11 protein-coding genes are annotated in these 14,365 nt (G+C 61.6%); all 11 read left to right on the top strand.

Translation table 11 applies throughout. The annotated features are described in order from the left end of the window. Window positions 1-71: 71 nt before the first annotated feature. The 11 genes from AOP6_RS15010 (at window position 72) to AOP6_RS14960 (ending at window position 14,348) form a co-directional block, all read left to right on the top strand. Window positions 72-1,682 carry a BCCT family transporter gene (locus AOP6_RS15010; RefSeq protein WP_155877536.1) on the top strand — a complete coding sequence of 537 codons (1,611 nt, stop codon included), beginning with the start codon at window positions 72-74 and terminating at the stop codon, window positions 1,680-1,682. Between the two features lie 69 nt (window positions 1,683-1,751). Further along, window positions 1,752-2,432 carry a serine protease gene (locus tag AOP6_RS15005; protein WP_155877535.1) on the top strand — a complete coding sequence of 227 codons (681 nt, stop codon included), beginning with the start codon at window positions 1,752-1,754 and terminating at the stop codon, window positions 2,430-2,432. A 58-nt stretch (window positions 2,433-2,490) separates the two neighbouring features. Beyond that, the gene (locus AOP6_RS15000; RefSeq protein ID WP_155877534.1) at window positions 2,491-2,649 is read left to right on the top strand and encodes a YqaE/Pmp3 family membrane protein; all 159 of its coding nucleotides are present in this window, start codon (window positions 2,491-2,493) and stop codon (window positions 2,647-2,649) included. Between the two features lie 98 nt (window positions 2,650-2,747). Beyond that, window positions 2,748-3,179 (top strand): YqaA family protein, encoded by a 432-nt coding sequence (locus AOP6_RS14995; RefSeq protein WP_155877533.1) that lies wholly within the window; start codon window positions 2,748-2,750, stop codon window positions 3,177-3,179. Window positions 3,180-3,310: 131 nt separating this feature from the next. Continuing rightward, the gene (locus AOP6_RS14990) at window positions 3,311-4,315 is read left to right on the top strand and encodes a 4Fe-4S binding protein (RefSeq protein WP_155877532.1); all 1,005 of its coding nucleotides are present in this window, start codon (window positions 3,311-3,313) and stop codon (window positions 4,313-4,315) included. 84 nt (window positions 4,316-4,399) lie between these two features. Continuing rightward, window positions 4,400-4,840: a MarR family transcriptional regulator gene (locus tag AOP6_RS14985; RefSeq protein ID WP_155877531.1), complete on the top strand. Its 441-nt coding sequence runs from the start codon at window positions 4,400-4,402 to the stop codon at window positions 4,838-4,840. Window positions 4,841-4,842: 2 nt separating this feature from the next. Continuing rightward, window positions 4,843-6,015, top strand: a complete 1,173-nt coding sequence (locus AOP6_RS14980; protein ID WP_155877530.1) for an efflux RND transporter periplasmic adaptor subunit — start codon at window positions 4,843-4,845, stop codon at window positions 6,013-6,015. Further along, entirely contained in the window at window positions 6,012-10,454 is a 4,443-nt protein-coding gene (locus AOP6_RS14975) for an efflux RND transporter permease subunit (RefSeq protein WP_155877529.1), read from the top strand. Before AOP6_RS14980 ends, AOP6_RS14975 begins: the two co-directional genes overlap by 4 nt. A gap of 129 nt (window positions 10,455-10,583) precedes the next feature. Next, window positions 10,584-11,609, top strand: a complete 1,026-nt coding sequence (gene hflK / locus AOP6_RS14970) for an FtsH protease activity modulator HflK (protein WP_155877528.1) — start codon at window positions 10,584-10,586, stop codon at window positions 11,607-11,609. Then, window positions 11,606-12,544 carry a protease modulator HflC gene (gene hflC, locus AOP6_RS14965; RefSeq protein WP_155877527.1) on the top strand — a complete coding sequence of 313 codons (939 nt, stop codon included), beginning with the start codon at window positions 11,606-11,608 and terminating at the stop codon, window positions 12,542-12,544. Before hflK ends, hflC begins: the two co-directional genes overlap by 4 nt. A gap of 154 nt (window positions 12,545-12,698) precedes the next feature. Further along, window positions 12,699-14,348 carry a Na/Pi cotransporter family protein gene (locus tag AOP6_RS14960; protein WP_155877526.1) on the top strand — a complete coding sequence of 550 codons (1,650 nt, stop codon included), beginning with the start codon at window positions 12,699-12,701 and terminating at the stop codon, window positions 14,346-14,348. Window positions 14,349-14,365: the final 17 nt, after the last annotated feature.

The following is a 14,365-nucleotide window of genomic DNA, read 5'->3' as shown; positions in this document are numbered from 1 at the left end:
GCTTTGTTAGACTTTCTCGGCAAAACTGGGCTGATGAAGCGCGATAAATCTTGAGACCGGGAGGTTCCGTCATGGACGAAAAAGGGGAGGAAAAAGGCTGGTTTCACCTGGATGTTCACCCGTGGGTGTTTTTCACCTCGGCCGGGCTGATCGTGCTTTTTGTCGCCCTGACTCTCATTTTTGGGGCCAACGTGGACGACTTTTTTGCCAGTCTGCAGTCCTTCATCGGCACCTATGCCGGCTGGTTTTTTGTCTGGACCATGAACATCATCCTGGTCTATGTCGTCTCTCTGCTCCTTGGGCGCTTCTCCGGCATTCGCCTCGGAGGGGCCGAGGCGGTTCCCGAGTTCACTACCCTGGGCTGGTTTTCCATGCTCTTTTCTGCCGGGATGGGGATCGGTCTGCTCTTTTACGGGGTGGCCGAACCGATGTTCCATTTCATCGCCTCGCCCCTGGTGGAACCGGGGACGGCCGAGGCGGCCCGGGTCGGTATGGACCTGACCTTTCTCCACTGGGGGCTCCATCCCTGGGCCATTTACTCCATTGTCGGCCTGTCTCTGGCCTTTTTCGCCTTCAATAAGGGGCTGCCCCTGTCGATCCGTTCGGTCTTCTACCCTCTCTTCGGGGAGCGCATCTACGGACCGATCGGCAATATCATCGATATCATGGCCACCGTGGCGACCCTGTTCGGTGTCGCCACCTCCCTCGGCCTGGGAGTCCAGCAGGTCAACGCCGGCCTCAATCATCTCTTCGGCATTCCCCAGTCCGTCACGGTGCAGGTGATGCTCATTGCCGGCATCACCGCCGTAGCTACCTGGTCCGTTGTGCGCGGCATCAATAGCGGCATCAAGCTGCTCAGCGAGATTAACGTCTATCTCGCCGGTGGTCTGATGCTCTTTGTCCTGCTGCTGGGTCCGACCTTGTTCATCATGAAAGCGCTGATGGAGAATATCGGGTTCTATCTGCAGAATCTGCCCCAATTGGCCACCTGGAACGAAACCTATGAGGCGACGGACTGGCAGCAGGCCTGGACGATTTTCTACTGGGGCTGGTGGATTTCCTGGTCGCCTTTTGTCGGCATGTTCATCGCGCGGGTTTCCTACGGCCGGACCGTAGGTGAGTTCATCAAGGGAGTTCTGCTGATACCGACTTTCATCACTTTTATCTGGATCACAGTCTTCGGCAACAGCGCCATCAATATCGAGATGTTCGGCGCGGGCGATATCGGAAAGGCGGTCCAGGAGAATGTACCGGTCTCCCTCTTTAAGCTGTTGGAACACTATCCCTTGCAGTCGGTGACTTCCATGCTGGCCATCGTCGTTGTCATCACCTTTTTTGTCACCTCCTCCGATTCAGGCTCCCTGGTGATCGATATCATCACGGCGGGAGGCAATCCTGAACCGCCGCTCATGCAGCGTGTATTCTGGGCGATCCTCGAAGGCGTGGTGGCGGCGGTGCTCCTCTTCGGTGGCGGTCTGGTGGCTCTGCAGACGGCGGCCATTGCCACCGGGCTCCCCTTTTCCGTTATCCTGCTGGGCATGTGTGTGGCCCTGCACAAAGGTCTTGCCGAATACAAGGAAGGCCAATCGTTCGAACTGTCCATTGATGGGGCGCGAACGCGGGAGTTCAGGACCAGGCCAACGGCCAAGCTGCCTACCTTTGGCCGGCGACGCTTCTGGTAGGGCTGAAGGGACGGGAAAAGGGCAGTGTCAGCAGTTATCCAATTAATAGATGGATGGAGAGGGGGTTATATGCTCGGCAATGTGTTCCAGAAATTCAGCGGCGGCTGCATGATGATCTTTCGGCGCCAGGGGGAAAATGTGCAGTTTCTTGGCACGGCCTTTCTGGTTCATGAAGATGGTTATCTTCTGTCGGTTTCCCACATTCTGCCCGAGGAAGGACAACTGATGGTGGTCCCTGGTGATTCGGGCAGCGAGTTCGTTTCCATCAACCAGGAGACGGTGACCTCCATCCCGGTAAAGGTTGTTCGGCGAAGCCACGAGCGAGACCTCGCCCTGCTGAAAATGGACCAAGACATCGGCATCCGCATGCCTGATCATTTTATCGGGACGGCGATGAGCACCATGACTGGCAACAGTGTCATGGCCCTGGGATTCGCCTTCGGTCACCAATCCCTGCATACCCTGGTAGCGATGAACGCTGTGGTGAGCGGCAAGGTGCTCTCCAACAATCAGACGCGGCTTCTTCTTTTCGACAGCATGATCCATCATGGTGATCGGGGCGGTCCTCTGGTAAGTGTAGAAGACGGTCTGGTCATCGGTATCATCAATGGCCGCTTTGATCCCCAGGAAGCCTCCAAGGAGTATACGGACGGGCGAAATACAGTGGAAACGAACACCAATATCTCCTACGCTGTGGCCATCGATTATGGCGTCGACCTGATGGAGAAAGAAGGTCTCAAGCCGCACTGAGATATGTCCTGACGGACAAAAACAGTCAAAAACCCGCAAACAAGAAAGGACACTTTCCATGGATCTCGTACGCATTCTCATCGCGATTCTGCTGCCTCCCCTCGGGGTCTTTCTGCAGGTGGGCATCGGGGCCCAATTCTGGATCAATATCCTGCTGACCCTGCTCGGCTATATCCCCGGCATCGTGCATGCCGTCTGGATCATCGCCAAACGCTAGGGCGATGAATCCTTTATTTACCGCCCCCGGACTGGGTTGTCCGGGGGTACTTTTTTGAGGTCTGCTCCATCTTTCTGCCTGAGTGACTGACTGACGCCATGGTCCTGTCCTGCCTGATGCTCTTTGCCGCCTCTTTTCTGGCGGCGACCATTCTGCCTTTTTCCTCTGAGGTGATCCTCTTCGCTCTGCTGCGCGAAGGCTATCCGCCCTTTGTGCTACTGGCGACGGCGACCCTGGGCAATACCCTGGGTTCCTTCGCCAACTATGGGCTGGGGCGCTGGCTCCTGCACTACCGTGACCGCCGCTGGTTCTATTTCAGCGGCGAGCAGATCGACAAGGGCCAGCGCTGGTTTCAGCACTATGGTTTCTGGGTGTTGCTGCTGGCCTGGCTGCCGGTGGTGGGGGACGCTCTGACCCTGGTGGCCGGCGTCATGAAGGTGCGCGTCTGGCTGTTTCTGCTGCTGGTGGCCATCGGCAAGGGGCTGCGTTACCTGACCATCCTAGGGCTCTCTTCCTGGTGGCCGCTATAAATCCGTATGTTCTCTGTGCAATCCCGCAAAAGTGCCTATCGGCAGTTTAAAAATGACCCAGGTCAAAGAAATGGTCCCATCCCTGGGCTACCGTCTTTCTATTTTTGTTTGAGAGATAAGGGAGACAGGGGATGAACTGGATCGAGATAAGGCAAAAAACCTCTTTCTGGCGCGCTTTGGTGCAATGGGGATTTCTGGCCTGGATTGTCTTTATCGGCGTTCGCTTCGGCCTCTTTGTGCGCCACTTTGAGTCAGGCGGCGCCGCTCCCTATGTTTCCAGGCCGCCTGGAGTGGAAGGATTTCTGCCCATCGGCGCCTTGGTCAGCCTCAAGCACTGGCTGGTCAACGGTTTTGTCCACGACGTGCATCCGGCGGCCCTCGTGCTCTTTTTGACCTTCTTGGTCATGAGTCTGCTGGCCAAGAAGTCCTTCTGCTCCTGGCTTTGCCCGGTGGGGACGCTGTCGGAAGGAGCCTGGAAGCTGGGCCGCCATCTTTTCGGCCGCACCTTCAAGCCCTGGCGCTGGCTCGATACGCTGCTGCGCTCCCTCAAATACCTCCTGCTCTTTTTCTTCGCCAAGATTATCCTGCTCGATATGCCGGCCCGCGCGCTGGGAGCCTTCATGGACGCGCCCTACTGGGCGGTGAGCGACGTGAAGATGCTGCATTTTTTCACCCGCATGAGCCTGACGGCCCTGGTGGTCATCCTCGTTCTTACCGGGCTGTCACTCCTCTACCAGAATTTCTGGTGCCGCTACCTCTGCCCCTATGGCGCCCTCATGGGCCTGGCCAGTCTGCTCAGCCCCTTCAAGATTCGCCGCGCCCCGGAGCGCTGTACCGACTGTGGTGCCTGCAGTCGCGCCTGTCCCGCCTGGCTCCCTGTGCAGCAGAAGGCGAGGGTGCGCAGTCCCGAGTGCACCGGCTGCCTGACCTGCGTCGAGGCCTGCCCCGAGCGCGCCCTGGCCATGGCGCCACCGGCCGTCTCCCCGACCTTCCCCCGCTGGGTTTTCCCCGTCCTCGCCCTATCCCTCTATGGCATCGGCGTTCTGCTCGGTATGGCGACAGGGCATTGGGAAACTTCGCTGACCACTCAGCACTACCAGCAACTGATCCCCCTGGTTCCCTATCTGGGTCATTAAGGTAATCGCCGACGGGATGCTGGCCCCCTTGACAGTCATTAGTTAGCCTGCTAAATATTTGCCTGACAACCAAAGGAGACAGGCATGCCATTCTTTAATCCGGCCGACAGCATCGGCTTCCATTGCTCCCTCACCTTTAAGGCCTTTCGCCAGGCTCTGGAGAAACGCCTGCAGGGCACCGGCATTAGCCCGGTCCATGTTCTCGCCCTCGCTCACCTGATGGCGCTGGGCCCCCTTTCCCAGAATGAACTGGGCGACAAGCTCTTTATCACCGCCGCCTCCACGGCCCGTCTCGTCGACCGCATGGAGCGTGACGGCTGGGTGGAGCGTCAGCCCGACCCCAGGGACCGCCGGATCAACCGCCTGATCATCACGGAAAAAGCCCATTCCATGTGGGCGGAGATTTCCTTTTACGCCCGCGACGTGCTGGAACAGGCCAGCCGGGGGATCAAGAGCACCGAAATCGCACAGGCCATCGGGGTCCTTACCCGGGTGCGCCATAACCTGGAAAATTCGGGGAGTTGAAGATGATGAAGAAACGCCTTCTTGGAGTGCTTGTCCTGCTCGTCGTACTGGCCGCGGCCCTGTTGCTGGTCGCGCGCAAAAAAATGGAGCTGGCCGAGGCGCCACGTCCTACCCTGCAGCCGACGGTGGTCCGTACGGCTGTAAGCGAGCGGGGTGACCTGACGCGCACGCGTACCTACCTGGGCCGGGTGGAAGCCTGGCAGAGTGCCGGCATTTCGAGCCGGATCACCTCGGTGGTCGGCGAGGTCAAAGCGCGGGAAGGAGAAAAGGTTCGGCAGGGCGAGGTACTGCTGCGCCTCGACGACACGGAGCTGCGCCGGGCGCTGCAGGGCGCGGCTGCCCGGGTGGCCAATGCCCGTGACCAGGCCGAGGCGGTAGCGGCCAAGGTCAGCAGCCTGCGGCAGAGTCTGGTCTTCTGGGAGAAGGAAGAGGAACGGGACCGCACTCTGGCATCGGCAGGTGCCATCGCCCCGGCCCAGGCTGAGGCTACGGCCGATCGCCTGAATCAGGTGCGCGGGGAGCTGGAGGCGACCCTGCAGTCACTGCAGGCGGCCCGCAGTCTGGTGGAATCTCAGCGGCAGCAGCAACAGGAGGCGGCAGCGCGCCTGGCCTACACGGAAATCCGCAGCCCCTTTGATGGCCTTGTTGCCCGCCGCCTGGTCGATCCCGGCGATCTGGCGGCACCGGGCCAGCGCCTGCTGGAAATTGAGGACCACAGCCGCCTGAAGATACGTTTCGACATACCCCAAAAGGATGTGCCCCTGGTCGAAAAAGAGCGCCAGGTCATCGTCGAAGGAGACGGGCAGAAACAGGCTCTGGCCATCTCCCGCTTTTATCCTACCGTCAATCCCGACCAGACCCTGACCATGGAGGCGGAGCTGCCGGCCGTGACCTCCTGGCGGCCCGGAGCCTATGTCCCCGTATCCACGGTGGTGGAGCGGGCGGCGGATGTCATCCTAGTGCCGGAAGAGAGCCTGATTCCGTCGCCGGAAGGGGGGTTGGCGGTCTTCGTCGTCGAGGAGGGCGTCACCCGTCCCCTTCCGGTGCAGCTGCTGCTGTCGGAGGGCGGGCTGGCGGCGGTAAGCGGTCTTGAGGAGGGGGTCACCGTGGTGCTCAGCACCTATCTGGGCTGGAACCGTCTCTCCGGCGGGGAAGCCGTGGAGGTCCGGCCATGAGTCTGCCCCGTTTCGCGCTGAAGCAGCCGCACCTGGTGGCGGCGCTGGCGATGGTCGTCTTCGCTCTCGGCGGTTTCGCCTTCTGGAAAACGCCGACGGATCTCTTTCCCGACACGGTGCCGCCGCAGGTGGCGGTGGTCACGGTGAAGCCGGGAGCAGTGGCGCGCGACATGGCCGACCAGGTGACCCAGGTGCTGGAAAAGGAGCTGCACACCCTCTCGGGCGTCACCCGGGTCAGTTCCACCTCCCGCGATGAGGTCTCCTCCATCAACGTGGAGTTCGCCTACGACAAACCTATTGGCGAGGCGGTCACCGATGTGCAGAATGCAGTCGCCCGCGTGCAGGGGAGCCTGCCGGCCGGCGCGGCCCAGCCCCGTCTCTTTCGCATTACCGATTCCAACCGCCCTCTGTTGACCCTGGCCCTCTCCCCCCGGCCGGACAGTCTGAAGACGCTGGCGGATGTCCGCCTGCTGGCCGAAAACGATCTCAAGGACAGCCTGCTGCGCCTTGACGGCATCGGCGATGTGCAGGTCTTTGGCGGCCACCGGGCCGAGGTGTCGGTGCGCCTTGACCGGGAGGCCCTGCGTGCCCACGGCCTCGGCCTGGAAACGGTGATGGCGGCCCTGGCGGGGCAGAACGTCTCGGCGCCGGCCGGCATCCTCTACGGCGATCGCCGGGAATACCTGGTCAACGTCGCCGGCGAATTTGCCTCGGCGGCGGCCTTGCAGAACCTGCCGCTGCGCAGCGCCCAGGGCCAGACCGTCTATCTGCGCGATGTCGCCGAGGTTCGGCTGGAAACGGCCGATGCGCGCAGCCTCTACCATGGCAACGGCAAGGCCGCTATCGCCCTGAATCTGCTGCGCCCGGAAAAGGGGGAGACGGTCAAGGCGATCAAAAATCTTAAAGCTGCCCTGCCGGGCCTCGAGGCCCGCTATCCCGACCTGCTCTTCGAGATAACCGACGACCAGCAGCCGCTCATCGATCTCAACGTCAGCGGCATGCGTTCCTCCCTGGTGCAGGCCGTCATCCTCACGGTGCTGGTCATCTTTTTCTTCCTCGGCAACCTGCGTGCCGCCGCGACAGTAAGCGTCTCCATCCCCCTCTCCTTTCTGGGGGCGCTGGTCGTGTTGTGGTTCAGTCCCTACACGCTGAACATGGTGACCCTGTCGGCGCTGATCATCGCCGTCGGCATGGTCGTTGATGCCTCGGTGGTGGTGCTGGAGAACATCTATCGCCGTCATCACGACCTGGCGGGGGAAGATCCCGCCCAGGCGGCGCTGGAGGGAACGCGCCAGGTCTCCCTGGCCGTCACCGCCGGCATGCTGACCACGGTGGTGGTGCTGGTGCCGGTAATCTTTACCCAGGGCTACACGGGCCGGGTGATGGCCCCCTTGAATATCATCATTATCGCCACTCTGGTCACCTCGCTGCTCGTCTCCCTGACCGTCATCCCCCTGGTGGCCTCCCGCCTGCTCGGCGGGCAACGCCGGCAGCGGCGGGGCCTGGAGCGGCTGGCAAATCCGGTGGAGACGGGCCTCGACCGATTGAGCGATTTCTATGTCGGCCTGGTGGGCCTGGTCCTGCGCCGCCGCCTGCTCTTTGTCATCCTCGCCCTGGTTTTTCTGGTCTTCACCATGCGCGTGGTGCGGCCTCTGCTGGGTGGCGAGCAGATGCCGCCCATGGACACGGGGATCGCCCTGGTGGAGTTCGACACGGATGCCTCGGCCAGCCCCCGCCAGGTGGAAGAGGTGCTGAGCCGGGTGGAAGCCCTGCTCGGTCAGTCCCCCGAGGTCAAGAGCATTTCGGCGGTGGTCGGGTCGGAGCCGCAGGCGGTCAGCTTCGGCGGTGGCGGGACCACCACCCAGAGCGCCAAGCTCACCATTCACCTCATCTCCCGTACCGAGCGCGAGGCCGATATCTGGCAGATTCAGGAGCGCTGGCGGCAGGGCTTGCGGCGCCTTGAGGGGGTGCGCACTTTCCGGGTCTCCGAGTATGGAGCCACCCCGGTGGCGACCACCAAGGCTCCCTTCAACCTGGTGATCACGGGTCCGGAGCTGCCGATGCTCGACAGCCTGGCGGACGAAGCGCTGCAGCGCCTGCGGGGCCTCCCCGGTCTGACGGATCTGCGGCGTTCCTGGTACCGCGACAAGGTGCAGCAGACGGTGGCGGTCGATGCCGAGTTGGCCCGCCTCTACGGAACCTCCGCCGGTGGAGTGGCCGAGTCGCTGCGCCAGGCGGTGCAGGGGATGGCGGGCAGTGAGCTGCGCCTGCAGGGCTATCTCGATATCCCCATCCGCCTGCGCTATCAACAGAGCCAGATCGATGAACCCGAGGCTTTGCTGCAGGTGGATATTCCCACGGCCCAGGGGCCGATCAAGCTCGGCACCCTGGCACAGGTGCGCAGCGAAGTGCAGCCCCCCTTCATCACCCGCGAAAATTTGAGCCCGACCATCGATCTGACGGCGGGCAACCAGGTGCTGACCATCGCCCAGGTCACCAGTTTAGCCGAACAGCGTCTGCGGGACATGCCCCTGCCGGCCGGTTACGCGCTGGAGATCGCCGGCACGGCCCGCGACATGGGCCAGAGCCAGGGCGAAATGGGGCGGGCGCTGCTCATCGGCCTGGTGCTCCTCTTCATTCTGCTCTTCGCCATGTTTCGCTCTTTTCTGCCACCATTGGCCATCGTCCTCTCCATTCCCCTGGCCGTGGCCGGGGCGGTGTGGGGCCTGCTGCTCTTCGATAAACCCTTCTGCATGCCGGCCCTGATGGGGATCATTCTGCTCGGCGGCACCATCGTCAATAACGCCATCCTCATGCTCGACTTTATTCTGGAGGCGCGCCGGGAGGGGATGAGCCGTGACGAAGCCATCATCGCCTCGGTGCGGCTGCGACTGCGCCCCATCTTCATGACGGCGACCTCCACGGTCATCGGTTTTTCGCCCCTGATCTTCGAGATGGCCGTCGGCCTGGAGCGCATGAGCCCCCTGGGTATCGCCGCCGCCTCCGGTCTGCTGGTAGGGACGGTGGTGACCATGGTCTATCTGCCTCTGGTCTACGTACTTCTGGATGACGCGCAGGAGAAACTGAGGATGCTGTGGCGCGCGGCCAGAAAACCGGCGGTTACCCTTCTCCTGTTCAGCGCCCTGCTGCCGCCCCAGACGGACCTGGCCTGGGGGGCCGAGCTGCCCGCGCCCCTGTCGCTGACGGAGGCGGTGGCCTATGGCCTCGAACACAGTCCGGCTCTGGCCCAGGCCGCCGCCGAAGTAGAACGCAGCCAGGGCCTGGTGCGGAGCGCCGGGGCCCCGCGCGGGGTGCAGCTGCGCCTGGAAGGGAGCGCCGCCTGGTCGCAGGAGCGGCACAACATGGCGCCGGGGCTGGCGCCCCAGAATCAGGGGTTTGCCCATCGCGTCTATCAGGCCACGGCCAGCGCCGATCTGCTTCTCGCCGACTTCGGTGCGACCCGGGCCCGTCTGAAGGCCGCCAGGGCCCAGCAGGAGGGGGTCCGGCATCAGGCGGCCCGAGCCAGGGACGAGGTGGCCTTTCAGATTTCCCAACAGTTTTTGCAGGTATTGTCCCTGCGCGATATTCGCCTGGCCACCCTCGCCTCCCTGGACAGTCTGTCTGCTCTCGACCGTGCTGCCGAGCAGCTGTGGCGGCAGGGGCGGACGGCGCGGGTGGACAAGCTCAAGGTCGAGGTGCGTCTGGCTGAGGTGGAAAGTCAGCTGGCCGAGGTGAAGGCTGCCCTCGTCGAGGCTGAATACGCCTTACTGGCGGTCTTGGGATGTGAGGGTGAACTGCCGCCGTTGACCGACGTCGATCCCGCCGCAGTGACCCAACCCTCGGCGGAAAACAGGGATGGGGGGAGCCACCGCGATGACCTGGCGGCGCGGCAGGCCGAGGTCGAGTCTGCCCGCCGACAGCCCGTCGGGGCGAAGCGGGCTTACCTGCCGGAGCTGCGGCTCTTTGCCAGTGCCGGATATTACGGGGCCGATGATCCCCTGTCGATGGCGGCCGGTGTGCCCGGCGACGACAGCCAGACCGATGCGACGGTCGGCGTGAAGCTGACCGTTCCGCTGTTGGACGGCGGTTTACGGGCCGGCAAGGTGACGCAGGCCCGCGCTGAAGCAGATAGGGCCCGGGCCCGCCTGCGCGAGGCTCAACTTAACGCGCGGCGTGAACTGGCCGTCGCCCGCGCCGAGGTCGCCAGCGCCCGTGTCAGGCAACAGGCTCACGGCAAAGGGATGGTGCAGGCCCGTGAGGCTTTGCGTCTCGAACGGCTCAAGTACGAGGCGCAGAGAGGATCGGTCAACGAGGTGCTCGACGCCGAAGCCGCTTTGCTGCAGGCGAGCAGCCTGCTCCGTCAGGCAGAACGGGCCCTGATCCTGGCGAGTCTGGCGGAAGAACTGGCCGGTGGTCGTCTGTCGTCCCTGGGGGAATAGATTGAAGCAAAAGCGACCTGTCTTCGACCGGATCTGCTAGGTAGCCGCATTCTTTTATGCTACCATTTCTTTTTATTTGCGACAGGGGCCCAACAACAGGGGCCCCACCAACCCAGACAGGGAGGATCAATGCAAAATTGGGGAGAAGGTCCCTCGGCAGAGGACCTGGAAAAGAAAATCATCGACATAGGGCAGAAGCTCAAGAAAGAGTTTCGTCCTAGTAAAAATCTCTTTCTCGTCGCGGTTGCGGTCCTGGCAGTTTTTATCGGCATGAGCAGCTTTTACAAGGTCGACACGGAGGAGACCGGGGTTATCTTGCGTTTCGGCAAATTCACTGGTTATTCACAGCCGGGACTCCACTTCAAGCTGCCTTTTGGCATCGATCGCGTCTATTTGGTGAAGACCGGCCGTGTCTTTAAAGAAGAGTTTGGTTTCCGCACGGTTCTGCCGGGAGAACGCACGACCTATACCAAGAAAGGCTTGGAAGAAGAATCACTGACCTTGACCGGTGACCTCAATGTCAGCGATGTGGAATGGATCGTCCAGTTTCAGGTGATCGATCCCTATAAGTACGTTTTCCAACTAAAAAATCCGGTGGACACCATCCGCGACGTCAGTGAGGCCATGGTGCGCAAGGTTATCGGCAACAGCAACGTCACCGACGTATTGACCACCGAGCGCGCCATGCTGGCCTCCCTCATCCAGCAGGATCTGCAGCAAACCCTTAATCAGTACGATATCGGCGTGCGTGTTGTCACCGTCAAGTTTCAGGATGTCACGCCGCCTGATCCCGTCAAAAAAGCTTTCAACGAGGTCAACGAGGCCGAGCAGCAGAAGGAGAGTATGATCTTCCAGGCCCGCGAGCAGTTCAACCGCGAAGTGCCCCGGGCTCGTGGCGAAGCGAAGAAAACGGTGGAAGAGGCTGAAGGCTACGCCATCGAACGCATCAACAAAGCCCGCGGTGAGACCAACCGTTTTGAAGCCCTGCTGCTTGAATACCGCAAGGCGCCTGAAGTGACCAAGCGCCGCATTTTCCTCGAAACCATGGAAGAGGTGCTGCCGAAGCTGGAAGAGATCTACGTGATGGACGGCGCCGGGAGTAACCTGCTGCCGCTGCTGCCGATGCGCAGCGAGAGTCAGGGAGGGAAACAATGAAAATATTACCCGTAATTATCCTGCTGGTCTTTGTCGCTGTCGTCGGCATCAGCAGTAGTCTTTTTGTGGTCACGGAGGCCGAACAGGCCATCGTCACCCAGTTTGGCAAGCCCGTGGGGGATGTCAGGGGGGCGGGAATACACGTCAAAATACCCCTCATTCAAGAGGTCAAGCGCTTTGAAAAGCGCATCATGAAGTGGGACAGCGCCCCCAATCAGATTCCCACCAAGGACAAGCGCTTCATCTGGGTCGACACCACGGCGCGCTGGCGTATTGTCGATCCCCTGCTCTTCTACAAGACCGTGGCGACGCAAGTCGGTGCCCAGAGCCGGCTCGACGACATCATCGACTCGGTGGTGCGCGATGCCGTGTCCGGTCGTCTGCTGGCCGAACTCGTGCGCGGCAGCGATTACAAGTCGCCGAAGGGCGAGGGGAAAGTAGAGGTGTTTGAGGTCGAAGGCCAAGTTGTCAGTGAAAGCGAACTGGTCGGCCGCGAGGAAATTCTGGAGGGCCTGCTCGGCAAGGCCCGAGCCAGCACCCCTGAGTACGGCATTGAGCTTATCGATGTGCAGATCAAACGCATCAATTATGTCGATCAGGTTTTGACCCGCGTCTACGAACGCATGGTTAACGAGCGTAACCAGGTGGCGGCTGAATATCGCTCGGAAGGTGAGGGAGAAAAAGCCGAGATTCTGGGCAAGATGGAGCGCGAGCTCAAGCAGATTACCTCGGAAGCCTACCGTCTGGCCCTGGAAATTCGGGGCAAGGCCGACGCCGAAGCGGCGGGCATCTATGCCACGGCCTACAGCCGCGACAAGGAATTCTACTCCTTTTTGCGCACCCTCGAGTCCTACAAGAAGGTCATCGGCAAGAATGGCCGGCTGGTGATCGGAACCGACTCGCCTTTCTACAAATATCTGCAGGACGTCAAATAGCCGTCCATTGAAATGCAGACCATCGCAAGGCCCGCCTTTCCCAGCAAAGGCGGGCCTTATTGCCTTTAAAGGTCAGCCGACTGCACCTTGCATTGCTGTCGAAGACAAGTAAACTCTTGTTATTCCAACGCCAGATGCGCACCGGATATGGGAGATGATGCAGATTGCCTTGAATACCCTGGGCGGGTTGGCGCTATTCATGCTCGCCATGATGATGATGACTGAAGGCCTCAAGGTCTTCGCCGGCGGCGGCCTCAAACAGCTGCTGAATCGTTATACCTCTACACCTTTGCGGGGTGTACTGGCCGGCATCCTGGTGACGGGGCTTGTGCAGTCCTCCAGCGCTGTCACCGTGGCGACGATCGGTTTCGTCAATGCCGGGGTCTTCACCCTGGCCCAGGCGCTAACGGTGGTGTTCGGCACCAACATTGGCACCACGGTCACCGGCTGGCTGGTAAGTCTGGTCGGCTTCGGGTTCAAAATCGAAAACTTCGCCCTCCCGATTCTGGCGCTGGGCGTCATGCTGCGACTTGGCCTTAGCGACAGGCGATTGCGTGGGCTGGGAGAAGCCCTGGCGGGATTCGGCCTGTTTTTTCTGGGGCTATCCGTCCTCAAGGAGGGTTTCGGCGGCTTGGCCTCGAGCTACAGCGCCACGCTGACGGACGGCGAAACCGGCGGAACCCTCCTCTTTTTGGCTATCGGCTTTGTGGCGACGGTACTGACTCAGTCCTCCAGTGCCTCCATCGCCATTGTGCTGACTGCGGTCAGCGGCGGTGTGATCGGCATGTACCCGGCCGCTGTCGCCATCATCGGCGCCAATCTCGGCAGCACCTCGACGGCGGCCATGGCGGTACTGCGCGCCACCCCCAACGCCAAGCGACTGGCTCTTGGTCATATTCTCTTTAACCTCATTACAGGTATTGTGGCGCTGGCGCTGTTGCCGCTGCTCATGTGGGGCATCCATCTGCTGGCGGATGGCCTCGAGCTGGAAGGGAGCCCGGCGGCGGTGCTGGCTCTTTTCCACACGGTCTTCAATGTGCTCGGGGTTCTGTTGATGCTGCCCGTGGCCGGTCTGCTGACCCGCTGGCTGCAACGGCTTTTTCGCAGCCAGGAGGAGGAAGCCGGCCGACCGCGGCACCTCGATACGACCTTGACGGCCACCCCTGAGCTGGCCGAATCGGCTCTGGCCGCCGAACTGGCCCGCTTGCGCCTTATGGCCAACCAGATGGTGTATGACGCGCTGCTGCATCCCGAGCAACCGGCGGCGCTGGTGGAACAGCAGGCGGCGGCCATGCGGACCCTGGGCGCCGCCATCACAGACTTTATCAGCAAGGTCCGTACGGAAAGCCTGTCCCGGGAAGTGGGGGAGAGCCTGGCCCGGGATCTGCGCATTGCTCGCTATCTCGATGAGGCCGCGCGGATGTCGGGCAATGCCTTGGAGCTGCGCCGGGAGATGGCCACCAGCAGCGACCGCCAGATCGTCGATGTCCTTGAACACCTCGTCACCACGGTGAAGACTTGCTGCGACCTGACGGGGCGCGATGAGGATTTTGCGGGGGCCGATGTGCATCGTCAACAGGCGCTGGACGATTTTCAGGGGGCCTATCAGCAGGCCAAGGGAGAAATTCTGGCGGCAGCCGTGGCCAGAAGACTGCGAGTTGAGCAGGCTGATCACCTGCTCGGGGTGCTTAGCACGACGCGGCGCATGGTGGAACAGCTGGTCAAGGCCGATCGGCTGCTGCGCGATCCCGCCAGGGCCCAGGTCATCGAAGCGCAAAGCGAGGAGAATTACTCGCCTGAGTAAGGCGTATATCCATAGGT

This window comes from Desulfuromonas sp. AOP6 (assembly GCF_009731355.2).
Lineage (GTDB): Bacteria > Desulfobacterota > Desulfuromonadia > Desulfuromonadales > SZUA-540 > SZUA-540.
This window is presented reverse-complemented; position numbering and strand designations above follow the sequence as displayed.